This window comes from Variovorax sp. 278MFTsu5.1 (genome assembly GCF_048305045.1).
Lineage (GTDB): Bacteria > Pseudomonadota > Gammaproteobacteria > Burkholderiales > Burkholderiaceae_C > Variovorax > Variovorax guangxiensis.
Genome location: NZ_CP157622.1, coordinates 3,031,113 through 3,049,880 on the forward strand (window position 1 = coordinate 3,031,113; position 18,768 = coordinate 3,049,880).

The following is an 18,768-nucleotide window of genomic DNA, read 5'->3' on the forward strand; positions in this document are numbered from 1 at the left end:
GGTCGTCGTCTCCGGAAGAATCGTTTCGCGCATTCTCGCCCGAGGGGCGGAGCCACCTCACGCAAGCCGCGAAAGCACGGCACGCGTAGCATGTGCCGGTGGCGGCGCGTGCCGCCTCTCATCGACCAAGGAGACGAATCATGTTCGAAGCTTCCCTCATGAGCGGCCAGCGCATCCTGGTGACCGGCGGCGGCACCGGCCTGGGCCGGGCAATGGCCGAGCGCTTCCTGAGCCTCGGCGCCGACGTGGCCATCTGCGGCCGGCGCCAGTCGGTCTGCGAGGAGACCGCGGCCGAATGGCGCAAGCAGTTTCCGCAGCGACGCATCGACACCTTCGGCGTGGACATCCGCATCGCCCAGCAGGTCGACGAGATGGTCGAGAGCCTGTTCCAGAGCGGCGGCCTCACGGGGCTGGTGAACAACGCGGCGGGCAACTTCGTCTCGCCCACCGAGGCCCTCTCGCCGCGCGCCTTCGACGCCATCGCCAACATCGTGTTCCACGGCAGCTTCTACGTGACGCAGGCGGTGGGCAAGCGCTGGGTGGCGCAGGCCAAGTCGGGCGAATGGAAGCCCGGCGATGCCTTCCGCAGCGTGATGAGCATCATCGTCACCTGGGTCGACAACGGCAGCCCGTACGTGGTGCCCTCGGCCATGAGCAAGGCCGGCATCGAGGTCATGACCAAGTCGCTCGCGGTCGAATGGGCGCGCCACGGCATCCGCCTGAACGCCGTCGGGCCCGGCGAGATTCCGACGGAAGGCATGAGCAAGCGCCTGAACCCCGGCGAGGAGCCCGGCGCGCGCAGCAAGCAGAACAACCCGATGGCGCGCACCGGCCGCATGAGCGAGCTGCAGAACCTCGCTTCCTTCCTGATGGCGCCGGGCCAATGCGACTGGCTCACCGGCCAGAGCATCATGATGGACGGCGGCAACGCGCTGGCCACTGGCGGCAACTTCTACGAGCTGCGCCAGTGGAGCGACGCCGACTGGCTGGCCGCGCGCGAACGCATCGAGGCGCAGAACCAGAAGGACAAGGCGCAGCGCTGAAGGCGGCCGTCTATTGCTTATTTCTTCGGCGGCCTGGCCGCGTGCACGGTGACCCGCTTGTTCACCGGACTGGACAGCACCAGCGAAGTCGTCACCGAACCATCGACCGCCAGCGCGTCAACCACGCGCTCCAGGTCGGCCGGCTCGGCGATCGCGCAGCGCACGAAGAAGCAGTCTTCGCCGGTCACGCGGTCGGCGCTCAGCACCTCGGGCATCGATTCGAACAGCTTCAGGTACCTGGCGATGCCCGCATGCGTGGTGTCGATGCGGATGATGGCCTGCAGCCCTACGCCCAGCGCGCGCAGGTTGACGCGCGCGCCGTAGCCCTCGATCACGCCTGCTTCCTCGAGCTTGCGCACCCGCTCGCTCATGGCCGGCTGCGACAGGCCGATGCGCTTGCCGATGGCGGCCAGGCTCTGGCGCGCGTCGGTCTGCAGCGCTTCGAGGATCAGGCGGTCTTTCTTGTCGATGTTCATGGAAGAGGTCGGTGGGGAGGGGCGCGGCCGATGTTTGATCGGTTCGCGAGCGCGATTTTCGATGGATTGCCATTCAACGATCGTGGCGGCGCCGCTATCGTGAGGCCCGTCTTTCAGGAGAACACCCAATGCAACTCGTCGGCATGCTCGACTCACCCTACGTGCGGCGCACCGCCATCTCGCTGCGCCTGCTCGGCGTTCCCTTCGAGCACCGCTCGATCTCGGTCTTCAGCACCTTCGAGCAGTTCAGCGCCATCAACCCGGTGGTGAAGGCGCCCACGCTGGTCTGCGACGACGGCTCGGTGCTGATGGACTCGACGCTGATCATCGACTACGCCCAGGCGCTCAGCGGGCGCAGCCTGCTGCCGGCAGACCCGGCGCGGCGGCTGCGCGAGCTGCGCCTCGCGGGGCTCGCGCTCGCGGCCTGCGAGAAGACTGTGCAGATCGTCTACGAGCGCAAGCTGCGTCCGGCCGAGAAGCTGCACCAGCCGTGGATGGACCGTGTGCAGGGCCAGCTCGCCGCTGCGTATTCGGCGCTCGAACGCGAGATCGCTGCCGAGCCGCTGCCGGCCAGCGAAGAGACGATGACCCAGGCCGGCGTCTCGACGGCCGTGGCCTGGGCGTTCACGCAGTTGCTGACGCCCGATGCGATTTCGCCGACCGGCTTCCCTGTGCTGGCTGCGTACTCCGCGCAGGCAGAGCGGCTGCCGGTTTTCGTCGGCGCGCCGATGGTCTGAGCGGAATCAGTCGACGATCTTCGCGCCGCGCTCCGCGAGCAGGCTGCGCAGCACCGAGCGGTGGCATCGCGACTCCTCCTCGCAGTAGCAGCCCACCGAGAGTGATGCGCCGTGCGACAGCGCGGCCAGCAGGTCGAGGCTGCGGCTCGCATCGGGCTCGGCCATCTCGGACTTGAACTTGCGCACGAAGGCGTTCCACTGCGCGGGCGATTCCTCTTTCTGGGCTTCCTGTGCCTGCTTCATCGCCTCGACGGAGGGCGCGAGGTTGGGATACCACACGTCGTACCAGTCCTGCGAAGCGAACTCGGTCTTCGGAACGCCGCGCGGCGGACGGCGCACGGTGCCGACGCGCAAGCCTTCGCCGGGAGCGCGGGGAGTGCCGAGGCGGACGATGCGGATGCTCATGGTGGGTTTCCCTTTTCTCTGCTGGTGCTTGTCTCAGGTGCCGACGATACCGCCATCGCGCCGCCGTATCGCCAGCGTCGCCGAGCGCGGCCGGGCGCTGCCCGGCGTGGTGCCGTCGGGCCAGGCGCTGTTGGGTTTTGTGTCGCCGTCGTCGCGCGCCTCGCCCGGATGCTGGATGTTGACGAACAGCGTGCGGCGGTCGGGCGTGACCACGCAGCCGGTGATCTCGCAGCCGTTGGGCCCCGTCAGGAAGCGCTTGATGCGGCCCGAGGCCGGGTCGGCGCACAGCATCTGGTTGTTGCCCAGCGCGGTGTAGGGCGGCTTGCCGATCACCTGGCCGCTCATGTCGGTCTGGATCCAGAGCAGGCCGCCGCGGTCGAAGTGCAGGCCATCGGGGGCGCCGAAGGCGTCGGCGCTGGCCGAGGGGTAGCGCGCGCCGCTGCCGGGTTGCGCGGGGTCGCCCGCCAGCGCGAAGTGGTCCCAGGCGAAGCCCGTGGCGGCGGCATCGCCCGCGTCCTCGCGCCAGCGCAGGATGCCGCCGAAGAGGTTGTTGGCACGCGGGTTGGCCGCATCGGGAGCGGGCTTGCCGGCGTCGCCGCGCTGGCTGTTGTTGGTGAGCGTGACGTAGACCTCGCCGCTTTGCGGATGGATGGCGATCCATTCGGGGCGGTCCATCTTCGTGGCGCCGACATGGTCGCCCGCCAGCCGCGCGTGGATCAGCACCTCCGCCTGGTCGGCGAAGCCGTTGGCCGCGTCCAGGCCGTCGCGTCCGTGCGTGAGCTCGAGCCACTGGCCGCGGCCGCCGGCGTCGTAGCGCGCGGCATAGAGCGTGCCTTCGTCGAGCAGGTGGCGGTTGGCCGCTCGCGCGGCAGCGTCGGTGCCGGGGCGCACCTTGTCGCGGCTGATGAACTTGTAGATGTATTCGAAGCGCGAGTCGTCGCCCATGTAGACCACGAGGCGGCCGTCCTTCGCGACGGTGCAGGTGGCGCTTTCCTGGCGCTTGCGGCCCAGCGCGGTGCGCTTGACGGGCGTGGCCGTGGGGTCGAAGGGGTCGATCTCGACCACCCAGCCGAAGCGGTGCGGCTCGTTCGGGTGGCGGTTGAGGTCGAAGCGCTCGTTGAAGCGCCAGTATTCGACCCACTGCGAGCCGGCCACCGTGCCGTAGCGGCGCTGGGCTGGCGTGGCGTTGCGGGCCGCGTCCTTCGGGCCGCCGAAGTAGCCGTGGAAGTTCTCCTCGCAGGTGAGGTAGGTGCCCCACGGCGTGACGCCCATCGCGCAGTTGGCGAAGGTGCCGAAGACCGCGTCGCCGGCCGGATCGGCCGCGGTGCGCATCAGCGGCGTGCCGGCGGCGGGGCCGGCGATGCGCATCGGCGTGTTGCCGTGCACGCGGCGCGCGAAGGGCGAGGGCAGCACCTGCTGCCAGCCCTGGCCGCTGCGCCGGATCTCGATCACCGAGACGCCCATGGCGTGCAGCGACTTGCGGACCTTGCCGGCGGTCCATTCCTTGACGCCGTCGGTGTGCAGCAGCTGCTCGTCGGTGTACTCGTGGTTCATCACCAGCAGGCCGCGTTCGCCGGCCGCATCGAGCGCGAAGAAATGCATGCCGTCGTGGTGCATGCCGGCCTGCACCGCCTGGTCGTCGGCGCTGTTGCTCGCGTCGGGTGCGAAGGGCGGCATGCGGCCCGCGACGCCGGTCGGCGTGCCCCAGGGGTAGAGCAGCTGCCACTCGTATTCGGGCGGCACCACGATGCCGTCGCGCAGCGACGCCGGCACGCCGGTGAAGCCCAGCGCCTCGCCGGGGCCTGGGGATGAAGGCGCTGGTGTCGAGGCGCAGCCCTGCCCGAACAGCGCGACCACGGCGGCGGCGGAGCCCGATTGAATGAGAAAGTGGCGGCGGTCCAGGGGCATGGCTTCGGTGTTGTGTTGGCGACAGCCGCCATCATCGCCTGAGCCCGTGCCCGGCGATACTGGCGCGGCAACCGCCCAGGAGACATCGAATGACCGACCGCATCGAACGGACCCGCCACGCCGACGGCGTGGTCGAACTGCATCTCTCGCGCGCCGACAAGATGAACGCGCTCGATCCGGCGATGTTCGATGCGCTCATCGAGGCCGGCGAGGCGCTGCGCGACGACGAGGCGGTGCGGGCGGTGGTGATCTCCGGCCGCGGCAAGGCCTTCTGCGCGGGGCTCGACATGGCCTCGTTCGAGCGCATGCAACAGCAGGACGCGGGTGCCGGCGTGCTGGGCCAGGGCGCTGCCGGCGCCGACCTGGTGGGGCGCACCCACGGCATCTCGAATGCCGCGCAGCAGGTCGCGATGGTCTGGCGCGAGGTGCCGGTGCCGGTGATTGCCGCAGTGCACGGCGTGGCCTTCGGCGGCGGCCTGCAGGTGGCGCTGGGGGCCGACATCCGCATCGTCGCGCCCGACACCAAGCTCTCGGTGATGGAGATCAAGTGGGGCCTGGTGCCCGACATGGCCGGCATGGTGCTGATGCGCGAACTCGCGCGCAGCGACGTGGTGCGCGAACTCACCTTCACCGGCCGTATCTTCTCAGGCGAAGAGGCGCTGCGCCTGGGCTTCGCCACCCGGGTCAGCGCGGACCCGCTGGCCGAGGCGCTGCAGATGGCGCACGAGATCGCCGGCAAGAGCCCCGACGCGATCCGCGCGGGCAAGCGGCTGCTGAACGCATCGCTCTCGCAGAGCGCGGCCGAACTGCTGCTGGCCGAGTCGGTGGAGCAGAAGGCGCTGATCGGAAGCCCGAACCAGGTCGAGGCCGTGAAGGCCAACATCGAGCGGCGCGCGCCGCGCTTCAGCGCGCCGGGTTGACGGCCGGCGGGGCGCCCCGCATGAAATCCATCGCTGCCAGGTGAACGGCCGGGCGGGTATTCCCCAGCCCGCCAACGCCGTTCTTCGCGCACCCTCGCATCCCCCGTCTTGCGCGGGCGCGGTTACATCTGCGCCTTCTGTTCGGCCGACCCTTCAATTCGGGCCGGAACAGCCGAAAACATCAAAAATCCCACTCGGTGTATCTTTATGTAAGAATAAAGTGGTTGTTTTATGGGGCAAAACCATGCGGATGGAGACAATTTGTGTGCAGAAGGTCACGTCTCCTCCGCTGATAGCTCCTGCGGAGGATGGCTCCAGACAGCTCACTCATTAACAATTGAACGCTTTGCCTAGCGACGGCGATCCTGCATGTCGACGACCACGTTTTTCTGTAACCTCAGCGTGCCCATCCTGGTGGGCGAGGATCGCTACAAGTACGTCCCCATCGTGGGAGTCTTCCGAAGCATTCCGTTCGATCAAGTCGATGAATGGGTGATGCACCCCGACGGCCGGCCGCGCAGCGACCGCGAACTGGCGGCCGAAGTCCTTGTCGAGATCCGCAAGCCGCTCGGCTCGAGTGGACGCACGGCGCCGCACGCCTTCGACGTCGCGGACATTCTGCAGCTCGACCGGGCCGCGGCGATCGTCGTGTCCACCTTCCTTGCGGCGCTCCCGCGCGTCTGAAGACGCCGCAGAGCCTTCAATCCCCTCGATCCTTCTTCAGTCGCACCTGAAGAGCACGCCGCTGCCCGGCGTGGTCGGTGCGTCGGCCTGTGTCAGGAACCGGATCGGGTTCCCGTCGATACGGCAATAGGCCTCTGCTTCCTGCTGGCTCGCAGCCCTGAAGACACCATCGTTGAGACGCTGCACGCCGGCTTGCGGCGTTGCGCAGCTGACGATGAGCAATAGGAGAAAGGCTGGCAGCAGGCGGCGCATGAAGCAAACGGGTCCGTTGGAGAACCCGAGACTTTAAGCGCTCCCCACCGCCCAGTAGAAAGTCGGCCTCGCCCCGTTGAGCAGGTGGTTGCCCACCACGCGCCCCTTGTAGATGGTCGGGTTGTGCGAGGCGAGTGTGCGCGCGTTGCGCCAGTGCCGGTCGAGCCGCCGGTCTTCCTGCAGCGCCGAAGCGCCGCCCACGTCGAAGAGACGCGTGCCCGCCTGCAGCACCGCATCGACGATGCCGGCCTGCGCCTTGGCGGTGTTCAGCTCCACCTCGAACAGCAGGCTCTCGGGCACGGCCTCGCCGCGCTGGCGGAAGCGGTCGACCTCGTCCAGGCCGCGCGCCACCGCCTGCACGGTCGATGCCGCGATGAAGGCCGTGCTCGCGAGCTGTCCGACGACCTGCTGCACCAGCGGGTCTTCACGCGGCGTGTCGCCGCTGCCATGGCTGTAGATGCGCTTGCGCGGCTGCACGAAGGCCACCGCGTCGCGCACGATGGCGCGCGCGATGCCCGCGAGCGTTGCCAGGTGGAAGAGCTGGAAGTGCGCAGTCAGCGGGGTGGGCTGGTCGCGCACGTACAGCAGCACGTTCTCGGGCTTCACGCGCACGTTGCGAAAGCGCGTGGTGCCCGATGCGCTCAGCCGCTGGCCGAAGCCGCGCCAGTCGTCCACGCGCTCCACGCCCTGCGCCTCGGCCGGCACGAGCGCGATCACGCGGTCGCTGCTGCCGTCGTCGTTCAGGCGCTGGGCCGAGACCGAGATCCAGTCGGCATACAGCGTGCCTGTGCTGTAGAACTTGTCGCCGTCGAGCCGCCAGGCGTCGCCGTCGCGCCGCAGCGTGGTCCGCAGCTCGCCGAGCGGGCCCTCGCCGAGCTCGGTGGTGGCGTTGCCGAAGATCACGCCCTCGGCCGCCAGCCGCATCCACGGGCCGTGCAGCGCGGGGTCGATCTCGGCGAAGAGCCGTTCGATGAAGCCGAAGTGCGCGCGCAGGATCTGCGGCAGGTTGGAGTCGGCCTCGCCGAGTTCGATGAGCAGGTCGTAGAGCTGCTCCACCGATCCGCCCAGGCCGCCATGCTCGATGGGCACGCGCAGCGCGCCGAAGCGCTCGGCGTTGAGCCAGGTCACGGGCTCGTAGGCAAGCTCGCGTTCGTTCTCGCGCTGGGTGGAGCGCTCGGCGATGCGCTGGAAGACAGGACGAAAGCGGGCGGCAAGCTGCCGGAAGGACGGCGCCTGAGCGCCTGGCGCGTGCGCCGCGGGGCGCGTCGTTGCTTGGATGGATTCCATGGGGCGGGGCGGCCCCGAAAGGCACACCCGGGAGAAGAGGGACAGCGCCCGACTGTCCCCCGCGGCACGGCGCTTGTGAAATACGCTTTTCGAGTTTTCTTATGCCTCTATCGCCTGCCGCGCGCGTCCACCGGCCAGATGGCGACCAGCGTGCCGCCTTCGACCACGTGATAGGCGTCGTGCAGGTTCACCGTCGGATCGCAGTGCGGGGTGACGAACTCCACCCTGGCACCAAGCGCGGGTTTTTGCACCTGCGAACCTTGCGAGCCCGCTGGCGGCATCAGCTTGCCGTGCTCGTCGCCGAAGAAGGCGTAGCGGCTCGCGGCGTCGGCGCCCTTGGCCACCAGCGGCACGCCGCTGTCGGTGGAGAAGCACTTGGTGCCGCCGTCCACCGTCACCCAGTCGGCCGCGTTCGTGCTGACCACCGCCGTCTGCACGAACAGCGATGTCTCGAAGGGCGAGGGCCGGTCGCCGTCGGCCAGCACGCGGCTGTACTCGGCGTCCATGAACACGTACGAGCCGGCCTGCAGCTCGGTGAAGGCGTTTTCCTGCGAATCGAGGTCGTGCGTGCCGGTGCCCGCGCCGGTGACGATGTCGAAGTTCAGGCCCTGGCGCCGCGCCGCCGCGACGATGCCCGCCACGGTCTCGCGCAGGCCGGCGGCCGCCGCGCTGCGCTCCTCGCGCGCCACGATGTGCTGCAGGTTGCCCGCATAGGCCTGCAGCCCGCGCAGCCGCAGGCGCGGCTCGGCGGCGGCCAGTGCGGCCAGCTCGAGCACCTTGGCCTGCGTGGCGGCGCCGGTGCGGTTGTAGCCCGCGCCGTAGTCCACCAGCACGTCCAGCGGATGGGTGAGTTCGCTCGCGGCGCGCGCCAGGTCGGCGAGGTTCTGCGGGTTGTCGACCACCACCATCACGTCGCCCGGGCGCGCCTGCTGCGCCAGCCTGATGAGCCGCGCGATCTTGCTCGGCGTGACCGCCGGCGAGGTGATGAGCACACCCGGAATGCCGCCCTGGACCATCACTTCCGCCTCGCCCAGCGTGACGCAGCTCACGCCGATGGCACCCGCGGCCACCTGGCGGCGCGCGATCTCGACCGACTTGTGCGTCTTCACGTGCGGGCGCAGGTTCACGCCGCGCGACCTGGCGAAAGCGGCCATGCGTTCGATGTTGCGCGTCATCGCGGGCAGGTCGATCAGCAGGGCGGGGGTGTCGAGGAGATGGCGGCCGCCGGGGACGCCGATCAGCGGCGTGTTGACTTGCTGCAGGGCTTGGGGCATCGGGGAAAAGCCTTTGTCTCGGTTCTTGTTGTGGGACAGGCACCGGGCGCCCGGTGTTCCGGGGCGAGATGATCGCACCGATTCGCCCGGACCGATCAGGCCGGGTCAGGCCGGATGCGAGGGCCCGTGCCGCCCCGGCCGCCGCAGCGCCAGCCACCACAGCAGCGCGGCGTTCACCGACCAGCTCGCGGCGAGCATCAGCAGGGCCGTGTCGGCCACCCCGGGCGACAGGCCCAGCGTCAGCAGGCTCAGCGACCAAGGCAGCCCGCCCGCGATGGCGATCAGAAGGCTCACGTCGCTGTCGGGGGCGACGGCGCAGCCCAGGATGCAGACGACGCCGGCGACCGTGTAGATCAGCGCGGCGACGCGCCATCCGGAGCGCGCTGGTGAACGTGAATTTGCGATCGGCATGCCCTGAGCATCGCCGATCCCCCGCCGCCGCGTGAAGGCCTTCCGGACGAAAGGATGTAGTGTTTTCGAGCAGTCGAACACGAAGCCGAACGTTCATGTTTACTTCTTGGGCCTGTCATTCGAGCGCGCCACCATGCGCGGCATGGCTGGCCAACTTATCTCCATCGCCCTGACCGTCGACCAACACGACGAGGGCCATTACTTCTGGGTGCTGCTGGAGTCCTTCGACAACTCCATGGAGTTCGAGCCGCTGATGGAGGCGGCCAAGGGTTTCCACACCTACGCCGAGGCGCTGCAGGCGGGCTACGTCGTCCTGAAGGGGCTCTCGGAAGACCTGAATGTCGGACCTCGGGAGGAGGTCGACGACACCATCGCCGCGGAAGAGGAAAACGCCTTCGGCGGCATCCGCTGAGCGGCTTCGGCACACCCGCCGAATGCCCGGCGGCTGTCAGCTGCGAGCGATTTCGACTGACACGCGACCGACACGCCTCCGACGAGATTGAGTCGAAAGGTCAACGACGTTGCGTCTTCCGCTCTTGTCGAGCGGGCCGCGGCGACCTTGATCGAACGATTACAAACAAAGTCAGGGATTTCGCATGGTCGAGTATTTCCGCGTGGGCCTCCCGTACATCCGGATGCGCTTCAGGGTGCCCGCACGGCGTGGCGGCAGGGTCGAGCTTCGGGGAAGGTTCGGAGCCATCACCGGTGCCAGCGGCGAGTATCTGCTGGTGCGCTTCGACGGCGAGCCGGCGGCGTCGATCGTTCATCCGATCGAGCTCAACTATGTCGAGGCGGGGGAGGCGGCAGAGCCTGGATCTTCGTTGCCTCCAGACGGAGCCACGAGACTCCCGCCAGAGTAGGGCAATGTCATGGCCGTCGTGGCGAGCGGCCCCCATTGCACCGCGTATTGATCTGCGAACTCTTCGGCCCGCCGGCCACGTCTCGAGTAGCGATCGACATGATGGCCGACCTCGTGGCAGAACAGGTGCTCGATGTAGAAGCGCTTGAGGTCGGAAGCCGAAAACGCGGCGTACCACCGGCCATGCTCGTTGAGGATCGTCGCGCCAAAGCGCACGTACGCTGCAACGTGCTGCGGCTTGGGCTTCTTTCGTCCGACATAGAGGCGTCCGTCGGCACGCCAGGGATAGAGGATGACAACGCGGACACCGCTGCCGTAGATGAACTCGGCCAGCGATGCATTCAGTCCTGTCATGCGCTCGGGTCTGCGCCGCAGCCAGATGTGCGTGATGCCGTCCCCATGACCTTCAGGAAGCGCGTGAAGGGCCGCCGCACACTCTTCCACCGATACGGGAAAGAAGAACTCGCGCGATGGATTGTCCTGAAGCAGGATGGGCAGCTTCTGCCCCGGCGCAGGCCGTTGAAGCGAGTGCGCGCGAGCGACGATGTTGTCCGTGAACCGGCGACGTGTGCGTCCACCATGTAGGTCGCCATAGGTCCGGCTCTTCTTCCACGGTGTTGCTGAACGGTGCTTCATATTTCCCTTGGTTTGCGCAGGCCCTGCCGGCGCCGGTTTTGATTTGGCCGGAATGATATGAAGAGATCCGATCTGCCAAACAGGCAGAAGGCCGTCGGTGCCCTGAATTCATTGAGGGTAAATCCCCGCGATTTTTGTCTTCGGCAGGTCTATCTTGAATTGGTGACCAACTGCTGGAGACGATCATGTTGATGGTTACAAAAGTGGTGGCGGTCAGCGTGACTGCACTCGTCATCGGCGGCACTCCGTCGCCGGGCAGCGATCCTGCCGATCTTTCCCTCCTCGCATCATCCGTCGTGGCCGCACAGGCGAACCCCGGCCCGGTGGCGCCCGCGTGCCCGAGCGGATGCAACATGTGGCGAATGATCCACGACCGCCGTTGAGTCGTCGGACGATCGGCAACGCCGAGCCTTCGCAGGCTGGTTAACAGTTGCCAAAGACTGTATATTCATCCAGTTTTTTGGCCACGAGCCCGGATCGGCGCGTACCTGCGCGCCGGGGCGATGAACCATGAACCAGTTCGAGCTTTTCTTTCCGCGGGGTGCTGCTGCAGCAGCGGCCTCAGCCTTTCCGGTTGCCTTGTCGCAGCCACAGCCGCAACCGCATGCGCCGGTGCTGTTGCCGGAGCCCTCGTTTTCGCGCGCGCAGCCCGAGGAGCCGTTCCGCTTCGAGGACGTCGAAGTCGAGGAGCGGGTCGCGTACACCGTGAGGCTTGCGGACTATTCGCACCCGGCGGCCGATGCGGTGAAGGTGGCGCAGCAGCGCTTCAGGCGCGAGATCGACCGGCAGCTCGGCGGCGACGTAGTCGAGGCGCTGCGGGCGTTCCAGAACGCGAGCGAATCGAGCGAGAGCGATCTTTCGAAGGCGGAGATCGCCCTGGCCAAGCGATGGGCCAAGGCCTACGACGCGGCGCGCACGGCGGGCTTTCGCGACCTGGGCGACACGGACGAGGCGTTCTTCGACGTTCGGCCGGTCTGAGCCGGCCGGGTCTTCCTTCGGGGCCGGCAGCAGGCGGCCGCACCGGGTTGCTGCATATCCGGCCCCAGATGTGTCAAAGTCGGCGAGGCGCTTCAGACATCGTTGCCTCGAAAGCAGATCTTGTTTCGTCGACCTTCCATCATCTTCCGGACCACGGCCTTCGTCGCCGTCGTCTGTCTCGCCCTTGTCGCGCTCGACTGCTGGAACAGCTGGCAGTCGCGCACGGTCCAGCTCAAGCAGATGAGCGTTGCCACGGCGAACCTGGCTCGTGCGATGGCGCAGCAGGCGGACGACACGATCAAGGAGACCGACACCGCCCTGATCGGCGTCGTCGAGCGCGTCGAGTACGACGGCACCGGGCCCGCGGCCCTCGAGAGGCTCCACAAGGTGCTCGCGATGCGGGTGGCCGAGCTCCCGCAGCTCGATGCGATCCACGTCTACGACAAGGAGGGCAACTGGGTCGTGAACTCGCGGAAGGTGCAGCCGCAGAACCTGAACAACGCCGAGCGCGAATACTTCATCTTCCATCGCGACCACGAGGACCGCGGACCGCACATCGGCATACCGGTGAAGAGCCGCACCAACGGCAAGCTGCTCGTGCCCGTCTCGCGGCGCATCGACAACCCCGACGGCAGCTTCGGCGGCGTGGCGCTCGCGACCATCGACGTCGAGTTCTTCACCAGGTTCTACGACAGCCTGGACATCGGCCAGGCCGGCGCCGTCGCGCTCATCCTCGACACCGGCACCATGATGACCCGCCGCCCGTTCAGCCCCGAGATGGTCGGACGGAACATGCTGGACACCTCGCTCTACCGCGCCTACAGGACCCTGGGGCCGGTCGGAACGGCCGAGATCAAGTCGGCGCAGGACGGCGTCACGCGGCTGAACAGCTTCAGGCGCCTTTCCAACTATCCGCTCTTCGTCGGGGCGGCTCTCTCCAAGGACGAGATCCTGGCCGAATGGTGGAACGAAACGCTCTGGCACACAGGCGGCGTCGTCCTGCTGGTCTTGATCGTCGGCTTCGTGGGCTGGCGGCTGGTCAGGCAGATGGAGCTGCAGAACAAGACCGAGGCCGAGCTGCGGGGCGCGCGCGACGCGCTGGAAAAGCTCAACAAGACGCTGAACACGCTCGCCATGGAAGACGGCCTCACCGGCCTGGCGAACCGCCGGCAGTTCGACGTGACGCTCGACACCGAATTCAGCCGCGCCATGCGCGACGCGAGCACGCTGGCGCTGATCCTGCTCGATGTGGACTGCTTCAAGCAGTACAACGACATCTACGGCCACACGGCCGGAGACGAGTGCCTGCAGACGATCGGCCGCACCATCTCGAACCTCGCGGCCCGGCGCCCGGGTGACCTCGCCGCCCGCTACGGCGGGGAGGAACTCGCCGTGCTGCTGCCGAATACCGACGTGGCGGCCGCGGCGGTGCTCGCGGAAAAGATCCGCAGCGCGGTGCGCGACCTGGAGATCGTGCACGCCGGTGCGCCGGACGGCTTCGTCACGTTGAGCGCCGGGGTGGATGCGTTGAGCCCTGCCGGCACCCGGCAGCCGCCGAAGGAACTGATCCAGGCTGCGGACAGGGCGCTGTACGCGGCCAAGATGAATGGGCGCAACCGCGTCTGCACCGCCGCAGACCGGCCAACGGCCGAATGAACGGCCGAATGAACGGGCGATACGCGCAAAGCGCATAAGCAAGCGCGATAACCGGATTTCCCTCGGGCGGCATCCCGCGCAAGACTCGAAGGCCAGTCACAACGCAGCCTTCTCTTCCGGATGCCCGGCCTTTCCCGCAAACCACCGCGCCCGCTTCGCCTCGGCTTCTTCAGCCGCCTGCTCGACGACGTGCCAGCCGCGGAACGCTACCGCCTCGTCGCGGCGCAGATCGCCCATGCCGAGGCCGCGGGCTTCGATTCGGCCTGGGTGGCGCAGCATCACTTCCACGAGCACGAGGGCGGCCTGCCGTCGCCATTCGTCTTCCTGGCCTACGTGGCGTCGCGCACGCGGCGCATCCGCCTGGGCACCGGCATCGTCACGCTGCCGCTGGAGAACGCCGTGCGCGTCGCCGAAGACGCGATCGTGCTCGATCTTCTCTCGGGCGGCCGGCTCGAGGTGGGCGTGGGAACCGGCGGCACGCCAGAGTCCTTCGCTGCCTTCGGGCTGGACGGCAACGACCGCTCGGCCATCTTCGCGAAGCAGCTGGCCGCGGTGCGCTCGGCCTGGGCTGGCCGGCCGCTGGCGGGCGGCGACGCGCTGTACCCCTCGGGCGAGCAGCTGCTCGGGCGCATCTGGCAGGCTACGTTCTCGGTGAGCGGCGGTACGCGGGCAGGGGAGGCCGGCGACGGATTGATGCTTTCGCGCACGCAGCCTCGCCCGGAGCATGCGCCGCATGCATCGCTCGCCGAGATCCAGAACCCGATCGTCGATGCCTATCTGGCCGCATTGCCGGCGGGCCGCACGCCGCGCATCGTGGGTTCACGAAGCGTCTTCGTGGCGGATACGCGCAAGGAAGCGCTGCGCCTGGCCGACATCGGCCTGCGCCGCTCGGCCGCGCGCTTCGCCGCTTCAGGGCAGGCCGGCCTCGCCGGTCGGGCCGGGCCCGATGCGCCGCTCGAAGAGCTGATTGCCGCCTACGACGTGCACGTCGGCTCGCCCGACGACGTGATCGCCTCGCTGCGTGCCGACAGCACGCTCGCGCGCGTGACCGATCTCGTGTGCCAGGTGCACTCCGTCGATCCGCCGCACGAGGCAATCCTGCGCTCCATCGAACTGACCGCCACCGCAGTCGCGCCTGCCCTTGGCTGGACGAGCGGAGCGAGCGCGTCCGACCTGCGATCGCTTGCGCTTCTCTAGGTGCACTCTTTTTTCCCCTTTTTTGTCATGAACGCCATCGTCGCTTCTCCCATCGCACCCGTGGTGCCCGATGTCATCGACCGGCTCGTCGGCATCGAGCCCGGCAGCCATCTCGATCGCATCCGTGCGCATCGTGAACAGTCACGCACCCATGCGCAGCAGAGCTATCTCGCGCTGTTTGCGCCGGCGCCGCCCGTGTTCGGGAATTTCGGGACCGCGGACAGGTTCGCCGTCGCGGCCTTCGTCACGGGGCTGCACGGACAGGCCGACGTGGCGCGCTTCTATGCCGATGCGCTGGCGGGGCAAGGCGCTCGCGCCGGCGTGGCGGATGCGATCGCCATCGAAACGCGGCGAGGCGCCGCGCAAGGCCCCGATGGACCCTATGGCCGCTATCCCCCGGGGCCGCTCAGCGCGGAGGATGCAAGCGGGCCTTCATACGAGGTGAGCGAAGCCGGGCGCGCGGTGCTGGGCGAGAAGCTCTCCGCCGCGCTGGCGCATGCGCACCTGCTCGTCTTCCATCCGCGCGACGCGAGCGCCGCGGCGCTGCAATCGCTGCTTGATGCGGGATGGACCGGCACCGAGGCCGTGACGCTGTCGCAACTCGTGGCTTTCCTTGCTTTCCAGATCCGCGTCGTCGCCGGCCTGCGGGCACTGGCACAGCGGCCCGTCACCCTTGTCGATTGAGCAGAGAAAGAGAGCGAGAAACACAGCCATGAGCGCCGAATCCGTGCTGAGCCACCCCGAGAACCACCATCCGAACGCCTTCACGCAGGCGCAGCTCGAGTGGCTGCCCTGGCTGGAGCCTTTGCCCGAGGCCGAACTGACAGCGCGGCATTTCGAAGGCCTGGTCGATGCAGCGCGCGCCAAGTCGCCGTACTTCCGCCTGCTGGCGCGCGACCCGGACATCCTCGGGGCGCGCACGCGCACCGACAAGGACATCTTCTACAACCCCGAAGCCGGCCTGCCGCGCGCCGAGCGCGAGCTCTCGGCCGCGGCGGCTTCGCGCTACAACGGTTGCATCTACTGCGCGTCGGTGCACGCGCGCTTCGCCTCGCATTTCTCGCAGCGCACGCAGGACGTGCAGAGGCTGCTCGACGAAGGCGTGAAGGCCGACCTGGGCGAGCGCTGGAACGCGATCGTGGCGGCTTCGGTCGCGCTGTCGTCCACGCCCTCGGCGTTCGGGGCGGAGCATGTGGCACAGCTGCGGGCACAGGGGCTGGACGACCTCGCGATTGCCGATGTCGTGCATGGCGCGGCGTTCTTCAACTGGGCGAATCGGCTGATGTTGTCGCTGGGGGAGCCGCAGCAGCCTTCGGGCGGCTGAGCCTCCACGCTCAGGACAGCAGCGTCAGCAGCCAGGCCAGCAAGTGGCCGATGGCAACCAGTGCGGCCCACAAGGCCCGTAGTGCGTCGAGCAAATTCGGTGTCCTGCCGGAAAGGCCGTTCGTTTTTCGAGTCAGCGAAGGCCGAAGCCCGGCCCCGGCTCTCCATGGCCGCAGTGGCTGAAGAAGGCGCCGGGTACGCACGACAGGGCGACGAGGGTGGCAGTGGTGGCAGTGGTGAGTTTCCGGGTGGGGTATCGCATTCGGGGCGGCTTCCCTCGACGTTGAAGAAGCCCAGCCTAAGGCGCGACCTGGGGAGAAATTGGGAGGGCGGGAAAGGACCGGCGGCGACGGGCCCATCGTCGCCGGCCTCCTCATTTCAGCTCAGCTCGCCCGGGCCGTCAGCCACTTGTCGGAAGTCAGGGGTACGCCGACGATGCGGATTTCGCCGATGCTTCCAAGGAAGCCCGTGGACATGTTCCCGGCCCATTGCCCGCAGCCGATGGCGAGTTGCTGCGTCGGGGCGACGTACTGGATGCCCTGCATGTTCGTGTTGTTGCGCAGCACGGGCGCTCCCTCCACGTACATGGTGGTCGCATACGAAGCCGCGGGATCGTTGACGATGGCAACGTGCAGCCATTGGCCGGCCGATACGCCGCCCGACCAGCAGGTGAGGTTGGTTGCCTGATTCACGGGAGCGACCTCCCATTGGAATTCCATCAGGTTCGAGAAGGCGAACATCAGGGCGCAGTCGCCATCGTCCGAGGCGAAGCCGGGCAGGTTCGAGCGTGCCCCCAGGCGATACAGGATGCCCATCCATCCATTCTTCGTCGCGTCGAAGCCGGCGTCGATGTACACGAACGCTTCGATGGTGTAGCCCTTGGCGAAGGTCTCCACGTTCAGTGCCGAATTCGCGTCGGTCGTGAAGTAGGAGAACCTGGTCTTGGTGGCGTTCAGGAAGCGCAGGCTGCCGGGCGCGGCCGACAGCGGATGATGGCTCTTCGACCAGACCAGGTCGCCGGATTGCCCCGCCCACGTGTTCACCGAGACGGGGTTCTTGCCTCCCGGGGAAACGTCCTGGATCTGCTGCCCAGGCTGATAGGGAAAGAGATCTCCCTCGGCCGCCGCCGCATTGAAGAAGCGCCAGTGGGCGAGCGTGTTGTCGACCTTCGGATAGTCGTCGGGGCCGGAAGGAAGCGCGGCTGCCTTCTGCGGCGGCTGGCTGTAGTTCGTCAGGATGAGCTTCTTCGCCACGTCCGTCAGGCTGCTGTCCGAGGAACCGTCGGGCACCGAGAAATCCGGATTGAAGGAGGCGAATCTCTTGACGAAGTCCATGTCCAGCGCGAAGGACTGGTTCGAATCCGATAGCCATGCGGCGTCGAACTCGTTGAGCGTTGCGGCTGGCTTCAGGGGCACCCACGGGGAGAACGAGCTGGCGGTGATCTTCCTGTTGGTCAGGTCGAACTCGAACATGCGCATGAGGCCGTTGCCGCCCATGTAGGCCATCTGGTAGTCCACCACCATCAGGTGCACGTCGTTGCCGCGGGAGTTCTTCTTCGTGCTGGTGCACGAGCCGTGGTAGTGGCCGCTGACGGCCATGAAGATCTGGTCGTTGTCCTTGATCAGCTTGTCCCACATGTAGTTCGAGTAGGCGGTGTCCGCGGCGGTCTTGCCGTCGCTGCCGATGCCCACCAGCTGGTGATTGACGAGGATGACCGGGGTCGTCTTGTTGGCCTGGATGACCTGGTTGGCCCAGCCGATCGCGTCGTCCGACGCCCGCCACGACATCGACAGCACCAGGAACCTGTTTCCCTCGGCTTCGAAGACGTGGTACTCGTGAAAGCCCGATGAGTGCCTTCCTCCGAAGGTGGCCTGCCGCTTCGCGCGCTCCGGGGGGAACACCTGCAGGTAGGGCTCGAACAGGCCGACGCGGTGGCTGCCTCCGTCCTGGTAGCCGTCGTTGTTGGCGAAACCGGTGACCCCCACGCCCCAGTCGGGACCCCACTGCATGTCGGAATCGATGGCTCCCACGTCGTGATTGCCCGCGCAGATGGAGTAAGGGCACCTGGCCGCCTCCAGCACCTGCATCGCCTGGCTCGCGAGCTCCCATTCCTTCGTGACCTGTCCGTTGCCGATCTGGCCGTTGCCCACGAGATCGGTGGAGGCGCTCCAGGGCGAGGAGCCTTCCGATGTGTAGTACCACGACTGGTCGACGATATCGCCCAGATGCATGGTGAACGGCATCTTCAGCAGCCTGGCGTTCTGGGCAATCCACTGCGTCTGGGTCTTGAAGGGGTTGTCGTATTTCGGGTCGATGCCCGAGTAGAGCTTCTGGTAGAGCTCGCCCATCTTTTCCGACGCATAGCGCGGATAGAACTGGGTATCGGGAAGCACCGAGATCGTGAAGCTCGAAATCTTTTGGGCGGTGACGCCCTGGCTCGCCGGCGGCGGCGCGCCGGTGGGCGATCCGGCTGTCGAAGGCCCGTTCGTCCCTGACACCGGGAACGCCCCGGCACCGGCGCCACTGCCGCCGCCGCACCCGGGCAGCGCGACCGCGAGTCCCGTGACCGAGCCCGCCAGCATCAGCTTCAGCAATTCCCGGCGCCTGTTCTCCGGAACGGAAGCCAATTGAGCCAAGTCGATTTTTTCTTCATTGGAAAGAGTCTGCTTTTTCATGGTATTTGAATTCGTAGTGCATCAAATTCTTTTCTGAAATTGCCGGC

Annotated in this window: 20 protein-coding genes; 11 read left to right on the forward strand and 9 right to left on the reverse strand. The window is 67.5% G+C overall.

The window, feature by feature from the left end; all coding sequences use genetic code 11:
* Window positions 1–140: 140 nt before the first annotated feature.
* Window positions 141–1,043 carry an SDR family oxidoreductase gene (locus tag ABL844_RS14085; RefSeq protein ID WP_184638528.1) on the forward strand — a complete coding sequence of 301 codons (903 nt, stop codon included), beginning with the start codon at window positions 141–143 and terminating at the stop codon, window positions 1,041–1,043.
* Between the two features lie 17 nt (window positions 1,044–1,060).
* Here ABL844_RS14085 and ABL844_RS14090 read toward each other — a convergent pair whose 3' ends face one another.
* Window positions 1,061–1,519, reverse strand: a complete 459-nt coding sequence (locus ABL844_RS14090; protein ID WP_176668894.1) for an Lrp/AsnC family transcriptional regulator — start codon at window positions 1,517–1,519, stop codon at window positions 1,061–1,063.
* Window positions 1,520–1,647: 128 nt separating this feature from the next.
* On the opposite strand from ABL844_RS14090, the gene ABL844_RS14095 reads away from it, so the two are divergent.
* Window positions 1,648–2,256 carry a glutathione S-transferase gene (locus tag ABL844_RS14095; protein WP_418131660.1) on the forward strand — a complete coding sequence of 203 codons (609 nt, stop codon included), beginning with the start codon at window positions 1,648–1,650 and terminating at the stop codon, window positions 2,254–2,256.
* 6 nt (window positions 2,257–2,262) lie between these two features.
* Here the strand turns inward: ABL844_RS14095 and ABL844_RS14100 are convergent, their stop codons facing one another.
* Window positions 2,263–2,661, reverse strand: coding sequence for a DUF488 domain-containing protein (locus ABL844_RS14100; protein WP_126018909.1), 399 nt, complete (start codon window positions 2,659–2,661; stop codon window positions 2,263–2,265).
* Window positions 2,662–2,694: 33 nt separating this feature from the next.
* Window positions 2,695–4,569, reverse strand: coding sequence for a PhoX family protein (locus ABL844_RS14105; protein WP_418131661.1), 1,875 nt, complete (start codon window positions 4,567–4,569; stop codon window positions 2,695–2,697).
* A gap of 89 nt (window positions 4,570–4,658) precedes the next feature.
* On the opposite strand from ABL844_RS14105, the gene ABL844_RS14110 reads away from it, so the two are divergent.
* Window positions 4,659–5,489, forward strand: a complete 831-nt coding sequence (locus tag ABL844_RS14110; protein WP_418131662.1) for a crotonase/enoyl-CoA hydratase family protein — start codon at window positions 4,659–4,661, stop codon at window positions 5,487–5,489.
* Window positions 5,490–5,858: 369 nt separating this feature from the next.
* Window positions 5,859–6,173 (forward strand): hypothetical protein, encoded by a 315-nt coding sequence (locus ABL844_RS14115; protein ID WP_019653070.1) that lies wholly within the window; start codon window positions 5,859–5,861, stop codon window positions 6,171–6,173.
* Window positions 6,174–6,209: 36 nt separating this feature from the next.
* Here the strand turns inward: ABL844_RS14115 and ABL844_RS14120 are convergent, their stop codons facing one another.
* The 4 genes from ABL844_RS14120 to ABL844_RS14135 form a co-directional block, all read right to left on the reverse strand.
* Window positions 6,210–6,425: a hypothetical protein gene (locus ABL844_RS14120; RefSeq protein ID WP_126018915.1), complete on the reverse strand. Its 216-nt coding sequence runs from the start codon at window positions 6,423–6,425 to the stop codon at window positions 6,210–6,212.
* A 33-nt stretch (window positions 6,426–6,458) separates the two neighbouring features.
* Complete coding sequence (locus ABL844_RS14125; RefSeq protein ID WP_418131663.1) at window positions 6,459–7,712, reverse strand: acyl-CoA dehydrogenase family protein; 1,254 nt, start codon at window positions 7,710–7,712, stop codon at window positions 6,459–6,461.
* A gap of 107 nt (window positions 7,713–7,819) precedes the next feature.
* Entirely contained in the window at window positions 7,820–8,986 is a 1,167-nt protein-coding gene (locus ABL844_RS14130; protein WP_418131664.1) for a DSD1 family PLP-dependent enzyme, read from the reverse strand.
* 105 nt (window positions 8,987–9,091) lie between these two features.
* On the reverse strand, window positions 9,092–9,397 hold the full coding sequence (locus tag ABL844_RS14135) for a hypothetical protein (RefSeq protein ID WP_126018922.1): 306 nt from the start codon (window positions 9,395–9,397) through the stop codon (window positions 9,092–9,094).
* 142 nt (window positions 9,398–9,539) lie between these two features.
* On the opposite strand from ABL844_RS14135, the gene ABL844_RS14140 reads away from it, so the two are divergent.
* Window positions 9,540–9,809 carry a hypothetical protein gene (locus ABL844_RS14140; protein ID WP_369658432.1) on the forward strand — a complete coding sequence of 90 codons (270 nt, stop codon included), beginning with the start codon at window positions 9,540–9,542 and terminating at the stop codon, window positions 9,807–9,809.
* 369 nt (window positions 9,810–10,178) lie between these two features.
* On the opposite strand, the gene ABL844_RS14145 is transcribed toward ABL844_RS14140, so the two are convergent.
* Window positions 10,179–10,892 carry a hypothetical protein gene (locus tag ABL844_RS14145; RefSeq protein WP_418131665.1) on the reverse strand — a complete coding sequence of 238 codons (714 nt, stop codon included), beginning with the start codon at window positions 10,890–10,892 and terminating at the stop codon, window positions 10,179–10,181.
* A 185-nt stretch (window positions 10,893–11,077) separates the two neighbouring features.
* Here ABL844_RS14145 and ABL844_RS14150 point away from each other — a divergent pair, with 185 nt between their 5' ends.
* The 6 genes from ABL844_RS14150 (at window position 11,078) to ABL844_RS14175 (ending at window position 16,047) form a co-directional block, all read left to right on the forward strand.
* The gene (locus tag ABL844_RS14150) at window positions 11,078–11,275 is read left to right on the forward strand and encodes a hypothetical protein (RefSeq protein ID WP_418131667.1); all 198 of its coding nucleotides are present in this window, start codon (window positions 11,078–11,080) and stop codon (window positions 11,273–11,275) included.
* A gap of 127 nt (window positions 11,276–11,402) precedes the next feature.
* Entirely contained in the window at window positions 11,403–11,870 is a 468-nt protein-coding gene (locus tag ABL844_RS14155; RefSeq protein WP_126018929.1) for a hypothetical protein, read from the forward strand.
* A 120-nt stretch (window positions 11,871–11,990) separates the two neighbouring features.
* Window positions 11,991–13,526 (forward strand): diguanylate cyclase domain-containing protein, encoded by a 1,536-nt coding sequence (locus ABL844_RS14160; RefSeq protein ID WP_418131668.1) that lies wholly within the window; start codon window positions 11,991–11,993, stop codon window positions 13,524–13,526.
* Between the two features lie 120 nt (window positions 13,527–13,646).
* Complete coding sequence (locus tag ABL844_RS14165) at window positions 13,647–14,723, forward strand: putative FMN-dependent luciferase-like monooxygenase (protein ID WP_418131669.1); 1,077 nt, start codon at window positions 13,647–13,649, stop codon at window positions 14,721–14,723.
* A gap of 27 nt (window positions 14,724–14,750) precedes the next feature.
* Complete coding sequence (locus ABL844_RS14170) at window positions 14,751–15,407, forward strand: CMD domain protein (RefSeq protein WP_418120183.1); 657 nt, start codon at window positions 14,751–14,753, stop codon at window positions 15,405–15,407.
* A 28-nt stretch (window positions 15,408–15,435) separates the two neighbouring features.
* Entirely contained in the window at window positions 15,436–16,047 is a 612-nt protein-coding gene (locus ABL844_RS14175) for an alkylhydroperoxidase domain protein (protein ID WP_418125595.1), read from the forward strand.
* Between the two features lie 382 nt (window positions 16,048–16,429).
* On the opposite strand, the gene ABL844_RS14180 is transcribed toward ABL844_RS14175, so the two are convergent.
* Window positions 16,430–18,640, reverse strand: a complete 2,211-nt coding sequence (locus tag ABL844_RS14180; protein WP_418131670.1) for a LamG-like jellyroll fold domain-containing protein — start codon at window positions 18,638–18,640, stop codon at window positions 16,430–16,432.
* Between the last annotated feature and the right edge of the window lie 128 nt (window positions 18,641–18,768).

What these genes read in the sequence shown, in the direction of transcription:
- ABL844_RS14085 (WP_184638528.1), top strand. Translation starts at nt 141, where the DNA reads ATGTTCGAAGCTTCCCTCATGAGCGGCCAGCGCATCCTGGTGACCGGC.
- ABL844_RS14090 (WP_176668894.1), bottom strand. Translation starts at nt 1,519, where the DNA reads ATGAACATCGACAAGAAAGACCGCCTGATCCTCGAAGCGCTGCAGACC.
- ABL844_RS14095 (WP_418131660.1), top strand. Translation starts at nt 1,648, where the DNA reads ATGCAACTCGTCGGCATGCTCGACTCACCCTACGTGCGGCGCACCGCC.
- ABL844_RS14100 (WP_126018909.1), bottom strand. Translation starts at nt 2,661, where the DNA reads ATGAGCATCCGCATCGTCCGCCTCGGCACTCCCCGCGCTCCCGGCGAA.
- ABL844_RS14105 (WP_418131661.1), bottom strand. Translation starts at nt 4,569, where the DNA reads ATGCCCCTGGACCGCCGCCACTTTCTCATTCAATCGGGCTCCGCCGCC.
- ABL844_RS14110 (WP_418131662.1), top strand. Translation starts at nt 4,659, where the DNA reads ATGACCGACCGCATCGAACGGACCCGCCACGCCGACGGCGTGGTCGAA.
- ABL844_RS14115 (WP_019653070.1), top strand. Translation starts at nt 5,859, where the DNA reads ATGTCGACGACCACGTTTTTCTGTAACCTCAGCGTGCCCATCCTGGTG.
- ABL844_RS14120 (WP_126018915.1), bottom strand. Translation starts at nt 6,425, where the DNA reads ATGCGCCGCCTGCTGCCAGCCTTTCTCCTATTGCTCATCGTCAGCTGC.
- ABL844_RS14125 (WP_418131663.1), bottom strand. Translation starts at nt 7,712, where the DNA reads ATGGAATCCATCCAAGCAACGACGCGCCCCGCGGCGCACGCGCCAGGC.
- ABL844_RS14130 (WP_418131664.1), bottom strand. Translation starts at nt 8,986, where the DNA reads ATGCCCCAAGCCCTGCAGCAAGTCAACACGCCGCTGATCGGCGTCCCC.
- ABL844_RS14135 (WP_126018922.1), bottom strand. Translation starts at nt 9,397, where the DNA reads ATGCCGATCGCAAATTCACGTTCACCAGCGCGCTCCGGATGGCGCGTC.
- ABL844_RS14140 (WP_369658432.1), top strand. Translation starts at nt 9,540, where the DNA reads ATGGCTGGCCAACTTATCTCCATCGCCCTGACCGTCGACCAACACGAC.
- ABL844_RS14145 (WP_418131665.1), bottom strand. Translation starts at nt 10,892, where the DNA reads ATGAAGCACCGTTCAGCAACACCGTGGAAGAAGAGCCGGACCTATGGC.
- ABL844_RS14150 (WP_418131667.1), top strand. Translation starts at nt 11,078, where the DNA reads ATGTTGATGGTTACAAAAGTGGTGGCGGTCAGCGTGACTGCACTCGTC.
- ABL844_RS14155 (WP_126018929.1), top strand. Translation starts at nt 11,403, where the DNA reads ATGAACCAGTTCGAGCTTTTCTTTCCGCGGGGTGCTGCTGCAGCAGCG.
- ABL844_RS14165 (WP_418131669.1), top strand. Translation starts at nt 13,647, where the DNA reads ATGCCCGGCCTTTCCCGCAAACCACCGCGCCCGCTTCGCCTCGGCTTC.
- ABL844_RS14170 (WP_418120183.1), top strand. Translation starts at nt 14,751, where the DNA reads ATGAACGCCATCGTCGCTTCTCCCATCGCACCCGTGGTGCCCGATGTC.
- ABL844_RS14175 (WP_418125595.1), top strand. Translation starts at nt 15,436, where the DNA reads ATGAGCGCCGAATCCGTGCTGAGCCACCCCGAGAACCACCATCCGAAC.